Here is a 22195-nt window from a genome sequence, read left to right as displayed (position 1 = left end):
AATCAATCAAAGTGTACCACGCCGGAGAATTCATGAGCCAACTTGAACTGAACGATCGCACACTGATCCTGCATCGTTTCCCGCAGATGCGTGACGAAAGTCCATTACAAGCCTGGGATGCGGCTGATGAATATCTGTTGCAGCAGACGCTGCCCGATGGCCCGGTGCTGGTGGTTAACGACAGCTTTGGTGCGTTAACCTGCGCGCTCAATCCGCGTACCGTCTGGCACGTCAGCGACTCCTGGCTGAGCCAGCAGGCGACACGTCAGAACCTGGCGTTAAACGCGCTGGATGACGGCGAGGTCCATTTTCTCGATAGCCTGGCTGCGCTGCCAGCCGCTCCGGCCGCGGTGCTGATCAAGGTGCCGAAAACGCTGGCGCTGCTGGAACATCAATTGCGCGCGATCCGTCAGGTGGCGACGCCAGAGACGGTAATCATGGCCGCGGCGCGTGCCAAAGAGATCCATAATTCGACGCTGCAGCTGTTTGAACAGATTATCGGTGAAACCCGCACTTCGCTGGCGTGGAAAAAAGCGCGGCTGATTTACAGCCAGTTCACCCAGCCCGCGCTGCGTGACGCTGAGCCAACGCTGGTCTGGCCGCTGGATGGCACTCCTTATCAGATTCACAACTACGCCAACGTGTTCTCACGTGCGTCGCTGGATATCGGGGCGCGACTGTTTGTGCAGCATCTGCCGGAAAATATTGAGGGCGAGATTGTCGATCTTGGCTGTGGCAACGGCGTGGTAGGGCTGGTGGCGCTGGAGCAGAACCCGCTGGCCGAGGTGCATTTCCTTGATGAGTCCTACATGGCGGTCGCCTCCAGCCAGCGTAACGTGGAAGTTAACCGGCCTGAGGATTTAACCCGCTGCCAGTTCCGCGTCAATAACGTGCTGAGTGGCTATCCTTCCGATCGTCTGCACGCGGTGCTGTGCAACCCGCCATTCCATCAGCAGCATGCGGTTACCGATCATCTGGCGTGGCAGATGTTCCGCGATGCAAAACGCTGCCTGCAATATGGCGGCGAGTTGCGCATTGTCGGCAACCGCCACCTCGATTATCACCACAAACTGAAAAAGCTGTTTGGCAACTGCACGCTGGTCGCTTCGAACCAGAAGTTCGTGGTGCTGCGTGCGGTGAAAATGCGCTAATCAGATGCTGAGCGCCAGCTGCGTCGCCTGCGCGATGGCGCGGCGCGCATCCAGTTCCTGCGCCACATCCGCCCCGCCAATCAGCGTGACCGTTTGACCTCTTGCCCGCAGCGCAGCTTCCAGTTCGCGCTGCGGTTCCTGCCCGGCGCAGATAATCACGTTATCGACCGCTAACAGCAGCGTTTCGCCGTCGCGTTTCAGATGCAGTCCGGCATCATCAATCGCCAGATACTCTACGCCGCCCCACATCTGCACGCCGCGCGCCTGCAGGCTGGTGCGATGGATCCAGCCGGTGGTTTTAGCCAGCGATGCGCCCGGTTTACCGGCCCGGCGCTGCAACAGCCAGATCTGTCGGGCAGCGGCAGGCGGCTGCGGCGTTATCAGGCCGCCACGCTGGCTCAGGCTGCGATCGATGCCCCATTCGCTGTAGAACGCGGCCAGCTCATCCTGATGCGGCGGCTGGGACAGATATTCCGCAGTATCAAAACCAATTCCACCCGCGCCAATAATCGCGACGCGCGCGCCAACCGGGCGTTTGTCGCGTAATACCTCAAGGTAGCTCAGCACGCAGGGATGGTCGATGCCGGGAATTGCCGGGGTGCGCGGCTGAATGCCGGTCGCCAGGATCACTTCATCGGCGGCGCTGAGCTGGTCAGCCTCGACCCGGCAACCGGTGATGACCTTTACGCCCGCCGCCGCCAGCTGATGGCGGAAATAGCGCAGCGTTTCGCTGAACTCTGCTTTACCGGGGATCTGCCGGGCAATATTGAACTGGCCGCCAATGTCGGGCGCGGCATCGTAAAGCGTCACCTGATGGCCACGCTGCGCCGCCTGCAGCGCAAACGCCATCCCGGCGGGACCGGCTCCGACCACCGCCAGACGGCGTGACGCGGTGGTGGCGACCACCGGCATCAGTGACTCATGGCAGGCGCGAGGATTGACCAGGCATGAGGTGATCTTGCCGGCAAAAACCTGGTCGAGGCAGGCCTGATTACAGGCAATACAGGTATTGATGCTGTTATCGTCGCCGCGCTGCGCTTTACTGACAAAGGCGGCATCGGCCAGAAAAGGGCGCGCCATCGACACCATATCGGCGCAGCCTGACTGCAACAGCTGCTCGGCGACGGCGGGATGATTTATACGGTTGGTGGCGATCACCGGCACCTTTACCTGCTCACGCAGGCGCTGCGTCACCCAGGCAAACGCCGCACGCGGCACGCAGGTGGCGATGGTCGGAATGCGCGCCTCATGCCAGCCAATGCCGGTGTTGAACAGCGTCACGCCACACTGCTCCAGCTCGGCCGCCAGCTGCAACGTCTCTTCCAGCGTGCTGCCGTCCTTGATCAGATCCAGCATCGACAGGCGGAAAATAATGATAAAGGCCTCACCCGTGGCGGCACGGACCGCGCGGGTGATCGCCAGGGCGAACTGCATACGCTGGCTGAAGTCACCGCCCCAGCGATCGGTGCGCTGATTGGTATGCTTAACCAGAAACTGGTTAATCAGATAGCCTTCCGATCCCATGATCTCCACGCCATCGTAACCTGCCTGCTGCGCCAGTCGGGCGCAGCGGGCAAAATCCGCAATGGTCTGTTCGATGTCGGCATCGCTCATCGCCTGAGGCGTAAAAGGATTAATCGGCGCCTGGCAAGCTGAGGGTGCGACCAGATCCGGTTGGTAGCTGTAACGACCGGTGTGCAGGATCTGCAGCGCGATTTTACTCTGATGCTGGTGCACGGCGGCGGTAATCGGCCGGTGCCAGTCACACTGTGACGCATCGGTGAGCATTGCGCCGTGTGCGGTTGTCACCCCTTGTGAGTTCGGAGCGATGCCGCCGGTGACGATCAGCGCCACCCCTTCACGCGCCCGTTCGCCATAGAACGCGGCCAGCCGCGCCGCACCCTGCGGATGTTCCTCCAGTCCGGTGTGCATCGACCCCATCAGAAAACGGTTTTTAAGTTGGGTAAAGCCAAGGTCCAGCGGCGTAAACAGCGCGGGATAGTGTGGATTGAGCTGGGTCATAATCATTCACTGCGAAGTGGTCGGATGAGTCAACTCTAGCGGCTTCCCGGTTAAAAAAAAGTGAAACAGTGTCAGGGTGTGAGTGAAATCAAAAACATCTGACCCGGCGACGGGCCGGGCAGGGCAGGGCAGCCTTGCCGGTGCCAGCCGGGCGATTAACGACGTCGGATCCATGAGTAGCGGGAATGATAGCCGCTGCCGAAGTGGGTATTGTGTCGATAGCTCGATCCGCTCTCCGCCATACAGTAGGTACAGACGTTGACGTTTTCGATCTGCTGCGGCGGCACGCCAGTCTGTATCAGCATCTGCGTCGCCAGCGCCGGCAGATCAAACCAGACACCCTGCTGCCGGGCGATCGCCTGCGGACGCTGTGCCCGCGGATTGATCGGCTGATGGCGCTGCCAGCGAAGCCAGCCAGCAAGGGACGGGCGCTGCTGCATCTCAGCCAGCTGCGGTTCACCCAGCTCGTAACAGCAGGGACCCATTGCCGGACCGATCGCCACCGTCAGGTTTCGTGGATCGCTGCCCTGTTGCTGCAGCTTTTCGACCGCGCGGGTCAGCACGCCCGCCAGCGTGCCCTTCAGGCCGGCATGCACCGCCGCCACGGTTTTACGCTCAGAATCAGCGAACAGCACCGGTAAGCAATCGGCGGTGTAGACCGCCACCGGGCGGCGGCCGGTGCTGATGATGCCATCTGACTCGCAGCTTTTTGGTGGCGTATTTTCAACATCGGTCACCACGGTGGCGCTATGACGCTGATGACCATAAGCCGCATCGGCAGGCGGAGGGTCGCCAGCGGCCTGAAAGGCGTAATCCAGCCAGTCGAGCGAGTCGAGTAAGGTTGAGCGCGGGGTCACGGCCATAAGAATCTCCTGTCATAACGGCGTGCGTTGAGCTCCCCACAGCTTACGTTAACTGCTACATTTTTGAAGCTTTCCCACCCCGACCTTTCTCACCTTAAGGATGACATGATGAAAACCTCAGCAAAACTCGCCGCGTCCGGACTGGTCGCGCTGCTGCTAACCGGCTGCGCAACCTCGTCGCACCAGACGGCGCAGCAGCAACTCGGTCAGCAATCGGTACTGGCGGTGAACTGGTTCCAGCAGTCAGGCGAATATCAGGCCCTGACCTGGCAGGCCTTTAACAGCGCGCGCCTTGCGTTTGACCAGGCGCCATCACTGACCGGCAAACCCAAAGCGGTGATTGTTGATCTGGATGAAACCATGCTGGATAACAGCGCATACAGCGCCTGGCAGGCGAAGAACGGCCAGCCGTTCAGCAGTAAAAGCTGGTCGGCCTGGACTCAGGCACGACAGGCTAAAGCGGTGCCGGGCGCGCTGGAGTTTGCGCGTTATGTCACTCAGCACGGTGGCACGCTGTTCTATGTGTCGAATCGCGATCGGCAGGACTACGCCGCAACGGTTGCCAATATGCAGCAGCTGGGCTTTCCCAACGTCAGCGACAAAACGGTCCGCCTGAACACCGACAGCTCGAACAAACAGGCGCGTTTCGATGCCATCAAAAATGAAGGCTACAACGTGGTGCTGTACGTCGGCGATAACCTTAACGACTTTGGCGGTGCGACCTGGCATCAGGGCAATCAGCAGCGTCGTGATTTTGTGAACCTGAACCATCAGCAGTTCGGCACGCAGTTTATCGTGCTGCCTAATCCGCTGTACGGCGACTGGGAGAGCGGAATGGCGGAAAATTACAATAAACTGACGCCGGAACAGCAACTGTCGGTGCGGGAATCACGGCTGCAAAGCTGGAACGGTAAATAATTCGTCAAGAAAAAGAGCCTGACCGGTTCAGGCTCTGCTAACAAACGGTCCTGATTTACTTTCATCTGTCACTATTTTGCTGCAAATTAAATAAATCATCTCTTGCTCCATTCTTATATTAAACCCGGCACGTTTCACTGCCTGTCAGGCTTAAAGGCGGTGAATTATGCTAATGGTTAATATTTATAATTAAGAGTATTCCTGGTAAATAACGGTCCGCCTGGTATGGCAGCGTTTATCCCTGCTGAAAGTAATTGTATTTATTTGTCATGGGTAACTTTAGTTACTTAATAATTTTATTTTAATTAACTGATTTTATGCAATTAAATATTGGTTTAACGCTTTCATCCGATCCCGCCGCGCTTAATTAAATTTACTTATCACTGACCATAATTGACCTGGTGTTGACAAAAAGTCACGCCTGAGGGCGCGCCAGAATATTGGTCGTGCATTGACATTGATTAGCGTCTATAACGTTTTTCTGTGACTGGCTTCTTATTTCCCTGACGGCTCCGGCTTTATTTATGAGCCGATACACTTCGTGGTTGGCCGGGATGCGACCTCCCGGTAGTAGAGAGAAGATGATTGTGACGACACTTAAACCCTTATTAGCGAAAAATCGCAGTTGGGCATTACAGCGCCGCCAGCGTAATCCGAATTATTTTGAAAAATTCCTGCATCAACAAAAGCCTCACTCATTATGGATTGGCTGCTCGGACAGTCGCGTACCGGCAGAGGTGTTAACCGGCTCCCATCCTGGCGAACTTTTTGTGCATCGCAATATCGCCAATATGGTGGTTGAGGATGACGACAATTTGCTGAGCGTATTGCAATACGCACTGTTTTTTCTCGGTGTGAAACGGATCGTATTAAGCGGTCACTACGGCTGCGGCGGCGTAGAAGCCGCCCTGAATCTGCCCGGCAGCGTGCTGGAACATCAGGACTCGGCGCTGGCGCGCCGCATCACCGCGCTGCGTCAGGCGATTGAAACCGGCCTGGCGGAAACGCCCGCAGCAGCAGAGAGCCAGAGCGAGCTGCTCGACCGCCTGGTTGAGGCCAACGTGAAGGCACAATTCGCCCGACTGGTGAAAACCGCACCGGTCCGGCAAATCTGGCAATCGGGCCAGCCACTGGAGGTGTTTGGTTGTGTTTATGACCTGCGCACCGGCCATCTCAAAGAGTTGATTCAGCAATCTGCAGAGGAACCTTCACCATGAATCTCGATACCCTTCGCCGCGACATTCCTGCGGGTCTGGTGGTTTTCCTGGTCGCATTGCCGCTCTGTCTTGGCATTGCGCAAGCCAGCGGATTACCGCCGTTTGCCGGTCTGCTGACCGGTGTGATTGGCGGCCTGGTCGTCACCTCGCTGAGTCCGTCACGGTTTGCTGTCAGCGGCCCGGCGGCCGGACTGGTCACGATTGTGGTGGCTTCCATGGCGTCGCTCGGCAGCTTCTCTGCTTTTCTCACCGCGCTGATTATCGCCGGTGCCTTGCAGTGCCTGTTTGGCCTGCTGCGCGCCGGGCGATTTATCTCGCTGGTGCCGGGCAGCGTGATTAAGGGCATGCTGGCAGCGATTGGCCTGTTACTGATCATGCAGCAGATTCCGGTGGCGCTGGGGGCAGCAGGGGATGCCGAACTGGTGTCGCTGGTCACCGGCGAGATGACCTTCTCACTGCCGGCGATGCTGGTAGCGGGCATCGGCTTAGCTATCCTGTGTCTGTGGACCACCGCACCGGTGAAACGCATCAAGGCACTGGCGTGGATCCCGGGACCGCTGATTGCGGTACTGATTGGCTGTCTGGCCACGGTAGTGGGTGGACGGCTCTATCCTGAGATGGCGGGCGGCCTGGCGCGCATCTCACTGCCGGCGTTTGATAGCGTCTCTGCGCTGGTGGCGGAACTGGAGACGCCAGACTGGATGGCGTGGCAGAACCCGCAGGTGTGGGTGGTGGCGCTGACCTTAGCGCTGGTGGCCAGCCTGGAGACTTTGCTGAGCCAGGAGGCGCTGAAAAAGCTTCGTCCACAGACGCCAGCGCCTTCGCCGAATAAAGAGATGTTTGCCCAGGGGATCGGTAACCTGACCGCTGGCTTTCTTGGCGCAATGCCGATTACCGCGGTGATCGTCCGCAGTTCGGTGAACGTCAGTGCAGGCGCACAAACCAAACTGTCAATTTTCATTCACGGTGTACTGCTGCTGATTTGCGGGATGTGGTTTAGCGAGATGCTGAACGCCATTCCACTGGCCAGCCTGGCGGCAGTGCTGCTCTATACCGGCTACAAGCTGGCAACGCCGCGGCTGTTTGTCGAACAGTTCCGCATGGGCGCTCAGCAATACGTGCCGTTCCTCGCCACCATCGTCGGTATTATTACCCTGGGGATGCTGGTCGGTATTGGTATCGGTATTGCGACGCAGATCCTCTACAGCATCTACAAAAGTCATCGCAACGCGCTGCAGCTTACCCGTTACGACGACCACTATGTGCTGCGCTTTCAGCAGAACCTGACCTTTATGCATAACCCGAAGCTGCAGGGACTGCTGGACGAGATCCCGGAAAACAGCGTGGTGATTGTTGATAACGATAACGCCGAATATATCGATCCGGACGTCAAAGCGGTGCTGAAGGATTTTGGCGATAATGCAGATAAACGCGGAATTCGTCTCAGTCAGTGGCCGGTTGCGGTAAAATAGCGTTAAGCGCAACGGTAAAATCGTCAGAGCAGCAAAAATCGGATATCTCGGATATCCGATTTTTTTGTTTACCGGGCATAATTGGCCCCATTCCCGCTGCCGCCTGACGTGTTTTACCTGTGAGGGGGTAAATTTGCCCGCTGATTTCAAAGTTAGCCCATGAATAGTGGTTTTATCGCAGGATGACTTTGGTGGCGCCCAGGATTAAATCATTCTGACGCCACGCCCCGTTCAGGTTGGCGTGGACAGCCCGTCTCTCTGCGACAAGGTCCGGATGTATGCACGTTAAGCTGTTTGAAGAGCACAACGTTATAAAAAATGCACTCTCGCTGTTTTTGATTACCTTGCTGTTCTGCTTTATCGGTGGGCATCTGCGCATTCCACAGGAGCTGTCGCTGTTCTGGCCGGTCAATGCGATTGTCGCCGGAGTGATTGTCCGCAACCCTTTCCTGCATCAGGCTCGCTATTATTTCGCCTGCTTCACCGCCATGGTGTTTAACGACGCGGTTTTTTCCGGCTGGACGCTGGCGGCCCTGACGCTCAACATTGCTAATCTGCTGTTTATTCTGGTCGCCGTATCGTTGCTGATAAAACATCTTCAGCATGACTCCGGCAGCGAACGCATCACCAGCGTGTTACGCATCTTCCCGGCCTGCCTGCTGGCGGCGCTGGTCTGTGCGTCGTGGGGCGCACTGGCGCAGCAGGCCAATTTTGATGCGGCGCTGGCGACGGCCTGGGGCGACTGGTTCAGTGAACAGTTCTCAACCGGGCTGATGCTGTTGCCGTTTTTACTGACGCGCGACTGGCGAACCCTGTCGCCGCGTCAGCTGTTGCAGCTCCGCAAGCTTTCGCCGGTGATCGCGGTGGTCTTTTCGCTGGTGATCGGTGCGATGATGGGCGGCGCGGGCAGCCTGACGTTCCCGGTGCCAGCGCTGGTCTGGTGCGCTATCGTATTGCCGATGACCCTCACCAGCCTGGTGATTTTGCTGACCGGCATTACGGAAATTATTCTGGTTTCTCATGGCGTGATGAACATTCAGGGCAATGATAATCTGCTGCCGATCAGCCATCTGACCTCGGCGCGGCTGGGCGTAGCGACAATTGCCATCAGCCCGCTGATTGTGGCCGCGAGCATGGATGCGATCCGTCAGCTCAATCAGCGACTTGCGCTGCGGGCCAATTACGATTTCCTGACCCAGCTGCTGTCGCGCTCCGGTCTGTATGAGAGTCTTCGAACTGAACCGTTCAGCCCGTCGCGTAAAACCGGTGTGATCCTGCTGGATGTCGACTATTTCAAAACCATTAATGATAATTTTGGTCATGATGCCGGCGACAGCGTGCTGGAAGAGATCGCCCGTCGCATGCAGCGGGTGGTGGGCAAAAAAGGGCGCATCTGCCGGTTTGGCGGGGAAGAGTTTGTGGTGGTGCTGTTCGATCAGGATCCGCAAGCGCTCTATTTTCTCGCCGAATCGATTCGTCAGACGATGGCGAAAGAGAAATTCTGGCTGCAGGGCAGTACGGTCACGGTGACGGTCAGTTTAGGGCTGGCGCACGGCATCGCGGGTGACGCCGGCGAGTGGCCGCGGGTGATTAACCGGTTGATTTCAGCAGCCGATAAAAACCTCTATTTGTCGAAACGCAATGGCCGTAATCAGACCTCGCCGGTTAATCATCGCGCCATTACCAGCGACGTGGCCTGAAACCACGTCGCTGAGAGCGATTAGCTGACGCTGCTTTTCAGGCTGCTGGCCTGCTGGTGACGTTCCATTGCCAGCTCGATCAGGCGGGTGATCAGATCCTGATAGCTGAGCCCGGCAGCCTGCCACAGTTTGGGATACATGCTGATATTGGTGAAGCCGGGCAGAGTATTGACTTCATTGACGATAATCTCGCCCTCATCGGTCAGGAAGACATCGACCCGCGCCATACCGAAACACTCCAGCGCACTGAACGCCCTGATGGCAACCTCACGAATCGCCTCGCTGACCGCCGCAGGAATCGCCGCAGGCACCACCGTCTGCGCGCCGCTTTCAGAGATATATTTGGTGTCATAAGAGTAGAACGCATCGTGCACCACGATCTCGCCGCACGGGCTGGCCTGCGGGGCATCATTTCCCAGCACCGCACACTCGATCTCGCGGCCTTTTATCCCGGTTTCAATCAGCACTTTACGGTCAAAGGTAAAGGCCAGTTCCAGCGCCGCCTCAAAGGCGTCCGCGCTGTCGACTTTGCTGACGCCAACGGAAGAGCCCTGATTGGCCGGTTTGATAAACAGCGGCAGGCCAAGGCGGGCAATTACCGCTTCAGCGTCCAGCGTGGCGCGCTGAGCCTGGGTGACGCTCAGCCACGGCGCGACCTTAAGGCCGGCATCGCGTAACAGGCGCTTGGTAAAGTCTTTATCCATGCTGACCGCAGAACCCAGCACGTCAGAACCGACAAACGGCAGCGAGGCGATGCGCAGTAAACCCTGCAGAGAACCATCCTCGCCCAGCGTGCCGTGTACTATCGGGAAAATCACATCGATCTGCGACAACGGATGCGCATCACGACGGGTTATCAGCGGCTGCTGCTGGTTGCCGGGCACCAGCGCCACATCTTCAGCCGCGCGATTCAGGGCAATCAGGGCCGGATTTTCAGCATTCAGTAAGAAGTCAGAAGCATCATTAAGACGCCAGTGCCCCTGCTTATCAATGCCCAGCAACACCACCTCAAACCTGGTTTTGTCGATCGCATCAAGAATATTTTTGGCCGACTGCAACGACACTTCATGCTCAGCCGATTTGCCGCCAAACACGATCCCTACCCGCAACTTTGTCATCAATTTCTGCCTGCTGAAAAATCAAAACCACAAGATAGCACGCAGCTCTCCGATCAAAACAGGGTGGGGCAGCAGATTGTGGGGCGGTGTTATTCTGCGCTTTCGACCAGGAAGCTGCCGTTTAGCTGCCAGCTCTGGCGGTCCTTCACCCGCGTCGCCTCATTTGGCAACCAGGCTGAAAGGGTGACTTTACCGCGCAAGGTGGTGCCGCTGGCCGGCTGTCCCTGCTGCCAGAAGTGCAACACCTCACCGGCGGTGAAAGGCTGGCTGGCCGCAGGGCTGGCGGAGCTTGCAATTAGTGCCGGGCGATCGTCAATCCTGACATCATGCAGCACCAGGCTTACCCGACCACGTTCACCAAACAGATACTGACGCCCTGTGGTTACCGGGCCAGCAAAGCGCAGGGCGATTGCAGTCTGGCTGGCGCAGTTGACCGTGATATTCAGCTCGCGATCGGCACCGATCTGCAACTCATTGGCGGCAAGAGAATTTCCGGGGCGTGATAGCAGTTCGCCGCGGGTGGTTTCGGCATAATTAATCTGAGGGTCGCTTAGCATAATCTGACATTCGGCACGGGAAGTGAAAGCGACAATGGTGCAGCCAAGACCGAGCAACAATGAGGATAAAAAATGACGTTTCACGTGAGGCATCTCGCTGACAGGGAAGCATAAAGAGAGCCGGGTTGTTCAGACCAGGGCGTAATGATATCTAACGCGCAACGGCTGCCGTCCTGTCGCTGACCAAACAGCGGCTCGCTGGGCAGATCGTCAAAAAATAGCGTCCCATCGTCATTTACAAAGGCGAGCAGCACGTCTTTATCGTTTTTGATGGCGCTGCCGGGCAGCGGGCCCTGATTCGGCGGGAAGGTTACCAGCGCCCGGCGGACCGTGAAGGCGGGCAGCATCACCGGCACCACCGCACCCCGGAACGGGGAAACATCCGCAATGCCGCTGACGACCTGGACATTTTTCGGCAGGCTTTGGTTATCTATCTGTACCGTATTTTTTTGCCACGCGGTCCAGGAGGTGATGGCATGGCCGCTGCGATCGCTCCAGACCACGCCGCCTGGGGTACGAATCGCCACGTCAGGCTGAGGGCTGTTCAATGAAATAATGCCAAAGGTATCACCGACTTTACGCGGGGTGAAGGTCACTCCTTCACTGTGTAATACCGCGCCGCCACGCGCTCCGAGGTTATAGCTGGCATTGTTATCGCTGTGCGAAGCACCGCCACTGATCTGGCTGTATTTGCTGGTCCAGGTCGCAGAACCTGACATCGAAGGATCCTGCCGCTCACTTTTTTCGCCCGAGACACTCCAGGCAAATTTATCGTTCACCGTACTGTCGTAGCCAACTCCGGCACGGCTGTTCTTGCCGGTGCGGTTAACCCAGCTACGCACGCTGCGGTTACGGTCCAGAGGGAGGGAGAAAGTCAGATAAACATAGCGATTATCATAGTGACGTTGATCGTCGGTGAGGCGGTTGTTTTGTATGCCCAGATTAACGTTCACCGGGCCAAACGATCGGCCCCAGCCCAACATATAGCCCAGGCTATCGGAACCTTGCCAGCTTTTCGACTGGCTGCCGGCAAAGGAAAAGACGCCAAGCCACGGCTGGTTAAAACTCAATCCCGCTGCATATTGCGATTTGATCTGCCCGCTTTGAATATGGGGTTGCGCTGCGGACCCGGCACTGCCTGGAGGGATATAATCACGACTGCGGAAATTAGCCGAGGCGTTCAGCGACAGGGATGAGGTCATGGCGCTGCTGACACTGATTTGATGACTCAGCCCCGGTTTTTTCGTTTCACCGTCAGCCTGGTGGGTTACTGAGCCGGTCTGAGACAGCGTCGCCATCAGCCGTTGAGTGAGTCGCAGCGTGGTAAGCCACGAGGCTGCCTGATAGTTTTGGCTGACAAACCCACCCGCCACAAGGGCAACCCGATCGCTGCTGTACAGGCCGGTTGAGCCCATTAACAGAGATGATTTTTGCGGGCTCAGGCGTTGCTGTCCGATAGCCAGTGAGGTCGCGGTTTTCACTAAAGCTCTATTCGGTTGGGCCTGAAGATAAGGAATGATGCGTTGTTGTTGATTGCCGGAGGCATCGTGGCTGATCACCACGAAATCATCCTGCTGACTGAGTGCCGTAATGCCTGTCAGCCGGTTCATTCCCTCCGAGACCGGGAAATTTTTTAATAATACTCCAGCCTGCCAGATTTCAACCGTACCGCCCTGCGGCATCAATATATCGAGTGAAACCTGATTGCCGCCACCCTGCTGCAAACCTTGTTCGGGTGTTATTTGCGCCCCGACCAGATTAATGCCGGCAAATAGCGGATCGCTGGAGCTAATCTCTCCAAGCTGTATGACGGAATTCCAGCCGGGAACGGAGCGCTGACCATAGCTGTACAGGCGCGTAAGCTGACTGTTGCTGCCAGAACGGGCGTAGCTCTGGCCGCTACGTATTATCCAGTGGTTGAAATTAGCCCCGAGCTCTGAGGTTAACGTCTGCGAACGGCTGTGCCCGCCGGAGTGGGTCTGATACTGATAGCTTCTGCCATCATAGTTAACCATCAGTGCCTTGCCACCGCCTGCATATTGCGGGTCGCTCAAACGCTCATCGAGCGGAACGGTTAGCACCAGGCTGCTGCGGTCAACCTGTTGCTCAATGATGATGTCGCTGTCTGTGCCGGGAACCATGCAGGCCGCAATCGAAGCCGGGATAAAATGCTGTGCGTCGATCCCAAGCGTTTGCAGCAAACTTTTCGACCAGCAGGGAATACCGGCCTGATCGAACGTCACGATATGAACCCCTTTACCCTGGCCGTTGAGCACGATGTTGACCGGGTGTTGACCGGGCAGAAAATGCGCGCCGGCCTCAAGTAACTCCGCTACGCCAGCATCGTAGCCCAGCGAACGCAGCATCTCCTGATCGTATTTGCTTTCTGCCAGCGCCGTGGCAGATAAGGTAAACAGGATCGGCAACAGAATATTTTTCATTGATAACGGCAAACTGAATTACAGCTGAGCGTCGAACGGCGTGGTTAAAATGCCGAATCGGGTGACCGGATGCAGGCGTACCGCCTTTACCTGATCACTGCCCGACTGCGGCAACAGCAAAGTAAATTTTTCGCCGGGTAATATGTAGGTTTTTGGCAGTTCAATACGCTGTTTCCCCGGCATTAAATCCACCTCTTTGGTCAGCCTGACGATATAAGGCGTCGGGTTTTCTACCCTAAGCGACGCACCTGAGCGGCGGAAGGTCAGACCGGTCCATGGCGTGGTATTTAACGGCAGATTAGCAGGGGAAATAATGACAGGGATATTTTGCCCGACCAGCAGGCGTGCGCGATTTTTCTGACCATCATCCTGCGGGATTGAGACAAAATTAATACGCTGCATTCTCTGTGTATCCAGTTTAATGCCATCTTTCAGAACCACCCGGATCTGCTGTTTTTTGCCTGCATCCACACGGGACAGTTGCGGAGTAATAATCAGCTGGTTTTCGTTGTCCTCCGGCAGTGTCTGCAGGCTACTGTGCAGCAGCGCTGTGCCGGTATCGGTATTCAGTACGTTGATAGTCGCTTCGCGAGTTTGGTCATCAATAAATAAAACCGGCGTTTCTGGCTTCATTCCGGCGGCAAAAACGGTGGAAGTGGCACACCAAAACAGCAGGGTTACAGGTAAAAATTTACGCAAGGCATTTATTCCAGCAGTGCTGTGCAGCGTAGAATCAAATATCTTCGCTGCACCTGTTAACAATTAAAGATAAACCACAGAGAACGTGACGTTACCATCCAGTTCTACCGCTTCACCTGACGGATATTTATCCGACTTTTTCAGCATAATTCCCGAATAGATATTGTAAGTTTCCTTTGTCGCGGCAACCGGAATAGTGCTGCTGGAGTCTGCAGCCAGCGCGAAATAACCATTTTTAGCCAGGCTCACAATAGAAGAAGGTGAAGCGCTTTTTGCGGTCCAGCTGGATTTATCGGTACTGCTAAGCAGATTAGAATTGGCTACGCCGTCTTTGGTCGCGGCGGTAATTCCCAGCAACAGCACGCCAATTTTGTTATTAGCCGTATCTGCGCCCAGACCAAAGATATTAGCGTCTGTCATTTCGGGCAGGCTGGTCTGCAATTCATCGCTTATCTCTGCGACCGTCATCGCAGTGGAGGCTCGGTTATCTGTCGTCTGTATAGCGATTGCCGCGGCTGCGTCACAGTCAACGTTGAGAGTGATATCATTGCCTGTTTTTGTATTCATGGCCTGCTTCAGCGACGACGCCGTAATAAAACCCAGCGCGATTGAGGATGAGCTTAACGACACATCACACGCAGCCGGATTGATGGTGCCGGTGACAGACAAAGTGGCTGATTCTGCCGCCAGTCCAGAGAAACTGGCGGTAGTGACGGCCATTAATAGAGCTGAGTTGATCAGTAATTTACGCATAATATTATCTCGAGTCATTTATGGTTACAAACAGGTGTTAAATATCACCCTGTTTAAATTGCTGTAATTATTAATGAAAGGTGCAGGTTCTGATTAATTACTCTGAGATATAGCATAAGGTGATATTTGCTAAATAAAAGTTTAAATCAGAGGGAGGATATTATCATGAGGAATTGTCTGAGCGGTGCCGCGACAAATAATAAAACTATTATCAAAAGGCAGTCGTTGTTTCTATAGTAGCGTTGTTGACTGAAAAATATAACACTATTTTTCCATTTCTATTACATGGGTTGTATTTTTACAATTTAGTATTGACGGTAAACAGGCTGGTGTAAAAAAAAGTAAAGAATCAATGCGCGTGGCTAATTTAGTGCTGCGGACATGGAACACGTCATTACCGGGGGAAGCGTCGATACCATGCGGCATACCCTGATGGAAACAGGCGGTAGCTCGGGCAGCAGGTGGCTGATACCCGTCAAGAATTATCGCCCTTAAGAGTAAAGCAAAACCTGCCGCGCATGATTCAATGCAGCCAGGCGGAGGTTGTTGAGCTGAAAATGAAAGCTGCTTTGGCATATCCAGGTTGAGATTTTATATCAATTATTGGATACGACATGTAAAGTCTTATTATTATAAACAGTGACATTACAGGGAATGTCCTTATTCACAAAAGACATCGCACCAATCACAACATTATTACCAATTTGAATCTGATCTGCAATTATACAGCAACCTGCGCCGATGCTAACATTATCGCCAATTAAGATCGCTATCGGCTGTTTTTTCACGTTGGTGCCGGTAATGCCGATGGTGGTATTCTGCCTTATCCGCAAAGAGTGACCGATGACAACGGAACCATTCACCACAATTCCATGATGATGTGAAATCACCATGCCCGGTCCAATGCGTGCCCCCAGTTGTATATCCGTTCCATATTTGAAAATAAGATTTCTGTTGATATTTTTTGCCCGCTTTCGCAGGAACTTACTGCCTGAATGATGCCAGTAACAGGCGATACGCCACCAGAAGTAGTAACGTCGGTCGGGACATTTTATTGCTTTATGCAGCACGCTGAACCACGAAAAACGCTTATCACTCATCATCACTTCGCGCTGTAAACATTCGCGTAAATGTTTTGATCCTGATTGTTTATCCATAACCTATATCCCTGGGTATTTGCGCGGCAATGTAAATGAAAAAAGTGCCTGAGGCAACGTCGAACCAGCCTGAAGCGGGTATGTTTTTCCCGTGCAGAGTTGGCGATTGATACTGGATAATTGCTGAAAAGGGAAAAATGAGGGGGCAATAAATAAAGGGGCGGCGATCTCAGAAAACAAAAAAGTCACCCAAAAAGGTGGCTTTAATCTTCTGATTTAACAGCTTAATTTGGTGGCCCCTGCTGGGGTTGAACCAGCGACCAGGTTCTGATGTTGGTGACAGCATTGTTCAGTTAATGAGCCACGTTCCGTTCTCGCCCTTTACTGTCGCCGGGTAAATCACTGCCGTTATCCGCATTCTTACCGGGTAAAGCGCAGTTGCCGCAATCACCTCTGCCGGCATTGTCGCGCCGATGATTGGCGCCTTCGATCTCAATCCCGCCTTAATGGTGCTTGCTGTCGCCTGTGGCAGTAACACGATTACCTTGATGTATGACGGCGGCTTTTTGCTGTTTCAGGAATCGTTTGGCATCTCTATGAAGGACACGTTTAAAACCGGGAGATTACTGGAATTAATTAACCCGGTCGTCGGGTTGGGGATGGTGATGCTGATTAGTCAGTTTATCGGATGTTGGGTTGCAAAACTCAGCCGGATTGTTCGTGAGTTAATATTCATTCCCCGGCCAGCAGGTGAGTTCTCCACCCGCCGGCCGGGAAGGATGTCGGCGGCCGCTGTGACGCCTGTTATGCATGGCAAGAACAGTACGGAAAAACTCATAACATCGAGCATATTGAACGTCGACACGAAAACTCATCTGGAAATAGTTTGCTGGAAGCAGCCGATTTAAACAGGCTGGAAAGCCAGATCTGGCGGCATAAAACAAAAGACCTTTTTGTTTAAGTCGTTGAAAGAACGGATGATTTATGCTGAATTTTAACCTGCACTGAAGAGATTGTTGCGTGCTATGCAATTCTTTTAGCCGATGTTAAAAGGTTAGCGTCAAATTTAATTATGATTTTATTCTGGTAATTGCGAAATGTAATGTGAGGTTATGTCGCTTTAGGAAATCACTGATGTCATGGTATTTTCTGTTTTTTATATAATGACAAATTCGCTATGCAAATTCATAAAATCATCATACCCGCTTTCTTCAACAGGTTTCAGTGTGTAGGGCCAGAGTGCTTAATATTGTGCTGTAGGGGTTGGGCCGTAATCATTGATGAAAAAACCCATAAAAAATATATCTCATCTGCTCATTCCGGGATTTCAAAGATAGCTAAGGATAACCTTATTCTTAGAAATAAAGGGGAAGATGATTATTCAATTATTAAGATGAATGAAAAGGGGGAGTGTCCGTTCCTCAATGAAAATAAGCTTTGTATGGTACACCAGGATTTAGGCGAGAGTGCGCTATCGTATACCTGCAGTTCCTACCCACGGCTTAGAAACTGTTTTGATGACCAGACTCGCCATATTATGTCGCTCTCATGCCCGGAGGTCGTTCGGCTTGTGCTTTTTGATCCGGATGCGATGGTGTTACAGCAGCAGGAACGACAACTGACAAAGTATGAAACTCACCTTGTTGAACAACGCCCATCGGTCACGCAGGCCGAAAAGGTGGTTCATCTTTTTGCCTGGAATTTAATAAAGTCGCCTGCTGTTAAAATTGAAGAGAATTTAATGGCGCTGACACAATTTATTTTATATCTGCAAAGCATCAACTTTGATTTGCAGAGTCATTTAACCGATGTTGAAAACGTCTATGAAGCATTGCTGGCTGAGTTACAAGGCGGTATATCCTTGCTGGGGCCAGGCAATCCGACCCGTACAAACGCAATACGCTATCTGGCGCTATCCGCAATGGGCAATTTCTTCGCTAAAAAAACCGTACGAGACAGTTTCATTATTAATGAACATCAAACCGTTATAGAATACCTGGGGTATACAAACCAGACTGACCCCACTGAACTTGATGCTAAATTCGATAGGATCAATCAACAGTGGCAAATGTTATGCAGGGAATCATGTCTGTCAGAGCCCTGGGTATTACGAAACTACCTGCTGTATAAACTCTATAGCACTTATTTTCCCGCCAACAATATGGCAACCATCATGCACCAGTTGTATCGTATTGTTCTGGATTTTTTCTATATGAAAACCGCACTTAGCGTAAAATCGATGCAGGATGATATCGACCAGAAGGCTGTGATGAAAACCCTCGCGAGCTTTTCAGCCTATATGATGCACGATAAAAAGATAAATGATCGCATGGATACTGCGATTGATATAATCAACAGCGATGACAAATTCTCTTGTCTGCTTTTGATTGGATAAACCCTTCTGCAGAAGGGCAGTCATCGTTTGTTATTGCCGGCTAAGCATACCCCAGGGGTGATTTTCCATCAGCAAGCTTTTTCCTGCGGTCATTTCCCCGCCTGAAACGGTCAATGTCATTGACCGTATTGACACCACCTGACGGTTGAAATCAACACACTCAAGTTGGTTCATTTGATATTGCCAGCGCTATTTTGAGATGTGCAGCGGAAAGCTGGTATCTTGATTGCAGGAGCAGAAAGCCTGCCCCTTGAGGCTGAAGCTGCGTTTACGATCAGGCGCAATTCCACACCCGCAATCTGCTAAAGCTGGTGCCTGAAAAACCACAAGTTCAACGTCTGAAGGGGTCATCACAATGTTTGCTATCGGTCGTGAAGACATTCACTTCATCCGTTATTGCAACCTATCCTGGTAGAATTCTTACTTAGCGAATTATTTCAGCAGTAAAATAAATAGCTGGGTGACATTCAGGATTTATTTTGCAAACCCAAATCTGACCTCAGACTGGCGCTTTGCTTTATGCCAGCTTAAACAGTGCCGCCACTTTACCGCCACTCGGAAATCCAGAAACAAAAAAACCGCTTCAATGAGCGGCTTAAGTATATGATTTTTAGTGCTTAATTTGGTGGCCCCTGCTGGGTTTGAACCAGCGACCAAGCGATTATGAGTCCGAAAATGATCGCAGATTAATCAGTAACTTAATGATTTTTATATCTTTTTGTGTGGCATATAGTGACATATAGTGTCACATAGTGTCATCCTCTGCTGCCATTTTGCTGCCAATTTTTGCGGCTTAAAGTCTTTCCAGTGGATTGAGATTAATGGCCTCAAAAAGATGATCAGGTGCAAAGTGAGCGTAGCGCATCGTAACCTTTATGTCAGTGTGACCTAATATGCGCTGAAGCACCAAAATATTGCCACCATTCATCATAAAGTGCGATGCGAAAGTGTGGCGCAACACATGTGTTAATTGCCCGGCTGGAGTCTCAATTTCTGCTCTTTTTAGGGCTGATCTAAATGCTGCATAGCATGAAGTAAAAAGCGGTTTTGCTTTCCTGCTTGATGGAAGTTCTGCAACAAGCGAGTCACTAATAGGGATTGCTCGATTTTTCTTCCCCTTTGTTTTGGTGAAGATAACTTTACCTGCTCTAATTTGATTTCCCTTTAAAGATTCAGCTTCTCCCCAGCGCGCACCAGTAGCCAAACATATTTTAACAACTGATAATAAGTCTTTAGAGCTGCTTGCTTCGCATTCTTTTAATAATGCTCTGATTTCTTCATTCGTTAGATAAGCCATTTCAGATTCGGCTATTTTATATTCTCTGACATTATCTAACGGGTTCGGGGCTTGCCATTCATCTAAACGGCGAAGTTCATTAAATACTGCACGAAAGTAAGCTAGTTCAAGATTGACAGTTCGCGGCGTTACAGTTTTCACGCGGGACGACCGAGTGATTTTGCCCGACAAACGCTGCTCGCGGTATGCGGAAAAAATGCGAGCATTGAATTCGGAAGCAAGTGGATTGCCCATAGCCTTACATGCAAACTCCATCGCATCCTTACGCTTCTGCCCATCAGTTAAAGTTATGCCGTGTGCGTTGTACCACGTTTCAACCAAATCAAAGACGGTGCGTTTGTCAGTCTTTTCTCCCAGCCAGGGCTTATCTTGCGCTTGATCCTTAATATGCTTTTCAAAAGACAGCGCCTCGCCTTTTGTAGCGAATTGACGACGGATCCGCTTGCCATCCCGCCCGTTAGGAAACACCTGAGCTTGCCACTTACCATTAGGCAGTTTGTTAACAGCCATTCGCTTTAAACGCTCTCCGTTTTAGATACGATCCTACCCAGCACATTAATGTCATCTGGTGCGCAGTCAAAAGAGGCAGGTCCGTTTTCAACGCGAAGTTTCTTTCCTGGCAGGCGATAGACTTCTTTTATGCTGATCAGCCCGTCAATGTCGATTAACCAAAGGCCATCTGTAACTTCAGCTTTAGCCCCTTCGATTAAATAAACTGCGTTATCAATCTCAACAAAAAACGGATCTGAGACATTAGCGGGTAGCAGCCGAGCGTCATAGCTGACTAGCTCGCTTGATTGTTCAACCCCATTCGAGATTTTTTTGTATCTCAATCGGGTTGAGGCTTCTTCCTTGTCTTCCTTCCTAGATTCACCTTGCCCTGTGGCAAGCCATAGTAGCGGTGTTCCGGTATCTAAATGACAGGCTATGAGCCAGTCGTGAGGGAATGTATCGCGCATCCACCTGTTAGCCATGGTGCTCTGTGAAATGCCTAAGTGATTGCACAAAGCTTGCCGGGTGTTGAATTGATAGGCGCTCATGATGCGGTTAATAGCTTCTTTACCGCCACCTTGTGATGGGTAAAGGTGCTCCGTGATACCTTTTGGAGACTCAATTGTGTTTGACATGTTTGTTATGAGATCCTATCATCGCATTTGTGATGTATGACATATAGTGACATTTACTGACATCTACTAACTCAAAAGGAATCTTGCATCATGAAAAGTGATTTTTCAATGCGACCTAATCTCAACTTTGTGATTTCAGAGCCTTACATCTCTCTGGATGAGTATTGCCGCCGTACAGGCATTTGTAAGAGAACTGCCCGCAAAATGTACCAAGAAAACCGCTTGCCAATCAGGAAGAAAGAAGGAGCTAACGGCCTGGTAGAGGTAAACATGCTGGCTCTCATTATCGAGGCTGCGTCTGATTACCACATCACAATGCAAGCTTGTTAAATCCATATTGGGATAACGAAAGGGAATAATCATGTTTGATTTTCGTGTTTCCACACATACCGATTACGACGATGCCTGCCGCAAGTTTGCGCTTACGCACAACATGACGGAGCTGGCGCAGCGGGCAGGTATGAAAGTGCAGACCCTGCGCAACAAGCTGAACCCGGATCAGGTTCATCAGCTGACCGTTCCTGAAGTGCTGTTGCTCACCGATCTGACCGAAGACGCCACGCTGATGGACGGCATGCTGGCGCAGCTGCAATGTCTGCCGTGCGTGCCGGTTAACGAGCTGGCAAAAGAGAAGTTTCCGACGTACGTGCTGAAGGCGACCGCCGAAGTCGGGCATATGGCCGCTAACGCCGCGAACCCGGAGCGTATTACGGCAACCTGCCGCCGCGGCATTCTGGAAGCTGCCAATACCGGGATCCGCTGCATGATGCTGGCCGCGCTGGCCGTGCAGAACCGCGTTCACTCCAACCCGACTTTAGCCTCAACCGTTGACGCTATCAGCGGGCTGGGTGCTTCGATTGGCATCAGCTGAGGGCGCACGATGATTTCATTTGCGGCACACCTCAAGCGTCAGAGCCCCTCGATGTCATACGGGCATGGCTGGATTATGGGCGAGAACGGCAAGCGCTGGCATCCGGTACTGAGCCAGCAGGTAAAGGTAAAAGAGCAAAGAGGTAAAACATGGCTATCGAAGGCGATTCAATGCTGGTCGAGCTTACTGCCGGCCAACGGGTTTCGGCGCTGAATCACGTTGCCTTAATCCGCGCGCAGCTGATGGGCGGCAACTGTGAAAAAGATATGGCTCGTTTTTTCTCTGAAATGCGCGATGTGACAGACAGTAATTACCAGGACAACAAACGCGCGCTGAGCGCGATTTTCTTCCTGGCTGGCATCGGTAAGGACAGGCACGCCGCTGAATTTAGTGAACTGACTACTGATGAAAGAGCGGCGCTTATTCGTGCAATGAATCATCTAAAAGCAGTCGTGAGTTTATTTCCGAAGCGAATGGCTCTGCCTAATTAAATAACC

At 52.8% G+C, this 22195-nt stretch carries 21 protein-coding genes and 1 pseudogene; 11 read left to right on the top strand and 11 right to left on the bottom strand.

Annotated features, from left to right (window positions below):
* Positions 1–32: 32 nt before the first annotated feature.
* Positions 33–1151 (top strand): 23S rRNA (guanine(1835)-N(2))-methyltransferase RlmG, encoded by a 1119-nt coding sequence (rlmG, locus tag AC6I8I_RS16940; protein ID WP_497828124.1) that lies wholly within the window; start codon positions 33–35, stop codon positions 1149–1151.
* On the opposite strand, the gene AC6I8I_RS16935 is transcribed toward rlmG, so the two are convergent.
* Together AC6I8I_RS16935 and AC6I8I_RS16930 are read right to left on the bottom strand one after the other, a co-directional pair.
* Positions 1152–3179: an oxidoreductase gene (locus tag AC6I8I_RS16935; protein ID WP_497828123.1), complete on the bottom strand. Its 2028-nt coding sequence runs from the start codon at positions 3177–3179 to the stop codon at positions 1152–1154.
* Between the two features lie 149 nt (positions 3180–3328).
* Positions 3329–4036 (bottom strand): purine nucleoside phosphorylase YfiH/LACC1 family protein, encoded by a 708-nt coding sequence (locus AC6I8I_RS16930; RefSeq protein WP_312053158.1) that lies wholly within the window; start codon positions 4034–4036, stop codon positions 3329–3331.
* Positions 4037–4144: 108 nt separating this feature from the next.
* Between AC6I8I_RS16930 and AC6I8I_RS16925 the strand changes: the two genes are divergently transcribed.
* The 4 genes from AC6I8I_RS16925 (at position 4145) to AC6I8I_RS16910 (ending at position 9343) form a co-directional block, all read left to right on the top strand.
* Positions 4145–4954: a 5'-nucleotidase, lipoprotein e(P4) family gene (locus AC6I8I_RS16925; RefSeq protein WP_497828673.1), complete on the top strand. Its 810-nt coding sequence runs from the start codon at positions 4145–4147 to the stop codon at positions 4952–4954.
* 581 nt (positions 4955–5535) lie between these two features.
* Positions 5536–6171, top strand: coding sequence for a carbonic anhydrase (locus AC6I8I_RS16920; RefSeq protein ID WP_312053157.1), 636 nt, complete (start codon positions 5536–5538; stop codon positions 6169–6171).
* Positions 6168–7643, top strand: coding sequence for a SulP family inorganic anion transporter (locus tag AC6I8I_RS16915; protein WP_312053156.1), 1476 nt, complete (start codon positions 6168–6170; stop codon positions 7641–7643). The genes AC6I8I_RS16920 and AC6I8I_RS16915 overlap by 4 nt, the downstream gene beginning before the upstream one ends.
* A gap of 278 nt (positions 7644–7921) precedes the next feature.
* Entirely contained in the window at positions 7922–9343 is a 1422-nt protein-coding gene (locus tag AC6I8I_RS16910; protein WP_312053155.1) for a GGDEF domain-containing protein, read from the top strand.
* A 20-nt stretch (positions 9344–9363) separates the two neighbouring features.
* On the opposite strand, the gene ddlA is transcribed toward AC6I8I_RS16910, so the two are convergent.
* The 6 genes from ddlA to AC6I8I_RS16880 all read right to left on the bottom strand — a co-directional run bounded on the left by ddlA (position 9364) and on the right by AC6I8I_RS16880 (position 16068).
* On the bottom strand, positions 9364–10461 hold the full coding sequence (gene ddlA / locus AC6I8I_RS16905; protein WP_312053154.1) for a D-alanine--D-alanine ligase: 1098 nt from the start codon (positions 10459–10461) through the stop codon (positions 9364–9366).
* An 89-nt stretch (positions 10462–10550) separates the two neighbouring features.
* Positions 10551–11018: a DUF1120 domain-containing protein gene (locus tag AC6I8I_RS16900; RefSeq protein ID WP_312053152.1), complete on the bottom strand. Its 468-nt coding sequence runs from the start codon at positions 11016–11018 to the stop codon at positions 10551–10553.
* A gap of 80 nt (positions 11019–11098) precedes the next feature.
* On the bottom strand, positions 11099–13459 hold the full coding sequence (locus tag AC6I8I_RS16895; RefSeq protein ID WP_497828122.1) for a fimbria/pilus outer membrane usher protein: 2361 nt from the start codon (positions 13457–13459) through the stop codon (positions 11099–11101).
* A gap of 18 nt (positions 13460–13477) precedes the next feature.
* Positions 13478–14158 carry a fimbria/pilus chaperone family protein gene (locus AC6I8I_RS16890; protein ID WP_312053148.1) on the bottom strand — a complete coding sequence of 227 codons (681 nt, stop codon included), beginning with the start codon at positions 14156–14158 and terminating at the stop codon, positions 13478–13480.
* A gap of 63 nt (positions 14159–14221) precedes the next feature.
* Positions 14222–14911: a DUF1120 domain-containing protein gene (locus tag AC6I8I_RS16885; protein WP_497828121.1), complete on the bottom strand. Its 690-nt coding sequence runs from the start codon at positions 14909–14911 to the stop codon at positions 14222–14224.
* Positions 14912–15507: 596 nt separating this feature from the next.
* Complete coding sequence (locus AC6I8I_RS16880; RefSeq protein WP_312758607.1) at positions 15508–16068, bottom strand: serine acetyltransferase; 561 nt, start codon at positions 16066–16068, stop codon at positions 15508–15510.
* Positions 16069–16334: 266 nt separating this feature from the next.
* Between AC6I8I_RS16880 and AC6I8I_RS16875 the strand changes: the two are divergent.
* Together AC6I8I_RS16875 and fliB are read left to right on the top strand one after the other, a co-directional pair.
* Positions 16335–16694: pseudogene (locus AC6I8I_RS16875) on the top strand (GntT/GntP/DsdX family permease); the annotation flags it as partial.
* Between the two features lie 491 nt (positions 16695–17185).
* Entirely contained in the window at positions 17186–18403 is a 1218-nt protein-coding gene (gene fliB / locus AC6I8I_RS16870) for a flagellin lysine-N-methylase (protein WP_497828120.1), read from the top strand.
* A 30-nt stretch (positions 18404–18433) separates the two neighbouring features.
* Here the strand turns inward: fliB and AC6I8I_RS16865 are convergent, their stop codons facing one another.
* The 3 genes from AC6I8I_RS16865 to AC6I8I_RS16855 all read right to left on the bottom strand — a co-directional run bounded on the left by AC6I8I_RS16865 (position 18434) and on the right by AC6I8I_RS16855 (position 20827).
* Positions 18434–18577: a hypothetical protein gene (locus tag AC6I8I_RS16865; RefSeq protein WP_497828119.1), complete on the bottom strand. Its 144-nt coding sequence runs from the start codon at positions 18575–18577 to the stop codon at positions 18434–18436.
* Between the two features lie 619 nt (positions 18578–19196).
* Complete coding sequence (locus tag AC6I8I_RS16860; protein WP_376747538.1) at positions 19197–20210, bottom strand: phage integrase; 1014 nt, start codon at positions 20208–20210, stop codon at positions 19197–19199.
* A gap of 5 nt (positions 20211–20215) precedes the next feature.
* On the bottom strand, positions 20216–20827 hold the full coding sequence (locus AC6I8I_RS16855) for a phage repressor protein CI (protein ID WP_103794590.1): 612 nt from the start codon (positions 20825–20827) through the stop codon (positions 20216–20218).
* A gap of 90 nt (positions 20828–20917) precedes the next feature.
* On the opposite strand from AC6I8I_RS16855, the gene AC6I8I_RS16850 reads away from it, so the two are divergent.
* Genes AC6I8I_RS16850 through AC6I8I_RS16835 form a run of 4 tightly spaced genes read left to right on the top strand, consistent with a single transcriptional unit; the run spans position 20918 to position 22189 of the window.
* On the top strand, positions 20918–21157 hold the full coding sequence (locus tag AC6I8I_RS16850; RefSeq protein WP_103794591.1) for a regulator: 240 nt from the start codon (positions 20918–20920) through the stop codon (positions 21155–21157).
* 31 nt (positions 21158–21188) lie between these two features.
* Positions 21189–21698: a phage regulatory CII family protein gene (locus AC6I8I_RS16845; RefSeq protein ID WP_312111104.1), complete on the top strand. Its 510-nt coding sequence runs from the start codon at positions 21189–21191 to the stop codon at positions 21696–21698.
* 9 nt (positions 21699–21707) lie between these two features.
* Positions 21708–21911, top strand: a complete 204-nt coding sequence (locus AC6I8I_RS16840; protein WP_497828118.1) for a phage filamentation protein Fil family protein — start codon at positions 21708–21710, stop codon at positions 21909–21911.
* A complete protein-coding gene (locus tag AC6I8I_RS16835) occupies positions 21848–22189 on the top strand; it encodes a DUF5347 family protein (protein ID WP_312140481.1) in 342 nt (113 codons plus the stop codon). The genes AC6I8I_RS16840 and AC6I8I_RS16835 overlap by 64 nt, the downstream gene beginning before the upstream one ends.
* Positions 22190–22195: the final 6 nt, after the last annotated feature.

The organism is Pantoea sp. X-Soil-YNGN-775, assembly GCF_059730575.1.
This window is presented reverse-complemented; position numbering and strand designations above follow the sequence as displayed.

What these genes read in the sequence shown, in the direction of transcription:
- AC6I8I_RS16895 (WP_497828122.1), bottom strand. Translation starts at nt 13,459, where the DNA reads ATGAAAAATATTCTGTTGCCGATCCTGTTTACCTTATCTGCCACGGCG.
- AC6I8I_RS16855 (WP_103794590.1), bottom strand. Translation starts at nt 20,827, where the DNA reads ATGTCAAACACAATTGAGTCTCCAAAAGGTATCACGGAGCACCTTTAC.
- rlmG (WP_497828124.1), top strand. Translation starts at nt 33, where the DNA reads ATGAGCCAACTTGAACTGAACGATCGCACACTGATCCTGCATCGTTTC.
- AC6I8I_RS16925 (WP_497828673.1), top strand. Translation starts at nt 4,145, where the DNA reads ATGAAAACCTCAGCAAAACTCGCCGCGTCCGGACTGGTCGCGCTGCTG.
- AC6I8I_RS16935 (WP_497828123.1), bottom strand. Translation starts at nt 3,179, where the DNA reads ATGATTATGACCCAGCTCAATCCACACTATCCCGCGCTGTTTACGCCG.
- AC6I8I_RS16920 (WP_312053157.1), top strand. Translation starts at nt 5,536, where the DNA reads ATGATTGTGACGACACTTAAACCCTTATTAGCGAAAAATCGCAGTTGG.
- AC6I8I_RS16885 (WP_497828121.1), bottom strand. Translation starts at nt 14,911, where the DNA reads ATGCGTAAATTACTGATCAACTCAGCTCTATTAATGGCCGTCACTACC.
- AC6I8I_RS16840 (WP_497828118.1), top strand. Translation starts at nt 21,708, where the DNA reads ATGATTTCATTTGCGGCACACCTCAAGCGTCAGAGCCCCTCGATGTCA.
- AC6I8I_RS16900 (WP_312053152.1), bottom strand. Translation starts at nt 11,018, where the DNA reads ATGCTAAGCGACCCTCAGATTAATTATGCCGAAACCACCCGCGGCGAA.
- AC6I8I_RS16845 (WP_312111104.1), top strand. Translation starts at nt 21,189, where the DNA reads ATGTTTGATTTTCGTGTTTCCACACATACCGATTACGACGATGCCTGC.
- AC6I8I_RS16865 (WP_497828119.1), bottom strand. Translation starts at nt 18,577, where the DNA reads ATGAACCAACTTGAGTGTGTTGATTTCAACCGTCAGGTGGTGTCAATA.
- AC6I8I_RS16850 (WP_103794591.1), top strand. Translation starts at nt 20,918, where the DNA reads ATGAAAAGTGATTTTTCAATGCGACCTAATCTCAACTTTGTGATTTCA.
- fliB (WP_497828120.1), top strand. Translation starts at nt 17,186, where the DNA reads ATGCAAATTCATAAAATCATCATACCCGCTTTCTTCAACAGGTTTCAG.
- AC6I8I_RS16930 (WP_312053158.1), bottom strand. Translation starts at nt 4,036, where the DNA reads ATGGCCGTGACCCCGCGCTCAACCTTACTCGACTCGCTCGACTGGCTG.
- AC6I8I_RS16915 (WP_312053156.1), top strand. Translation starts at nt 6,168, where the DNA reads ATGAATCTCGATACCCTTCGCCGCGACATTCCTGCGGGTCTGGTGGTT.
- AC6I8I_RS16860 (WP_376747538.1), bottom strand. Translation starts at nt 20,210, where the DNA reads ATGGCTGTTAACAAACTGCCTAATGGTAAGTGGCAAGCTCAGGTGTTT.
- AC6I8I_RS16910 (WP_312053155.1), top strand. Translation starts at nt 7,922, where the DNA reads ATGCACGTTAAGCTGTTTGAAGAGCACAACGTTATAAAAAATGCACTC.
- AC6I8I_RS16835 (WP_312140481.1), top strand. Translation starts at nt 21,848, where the DNA reads ATGGCTATCGAAGGCGATTCAATGCTGGTCGAGCTTACTGCCGGCCAA.
- AC6I8I_RS16880 (WP_312758607.1), bottom strand. Translation starts at nt 16,068, where the DNA reads ATGGATAAACAATCAGGATCAAAACATTTACGCGAATGTTTACAGCGC.
- ddlA (WP_312053154.1), bottom strand. Translation starts at nt 10,461, where the DNA reads ATGACAAAGTTGCGGGTAGGGATCGTGTTTGGCGGCAAATCGGCTGAG.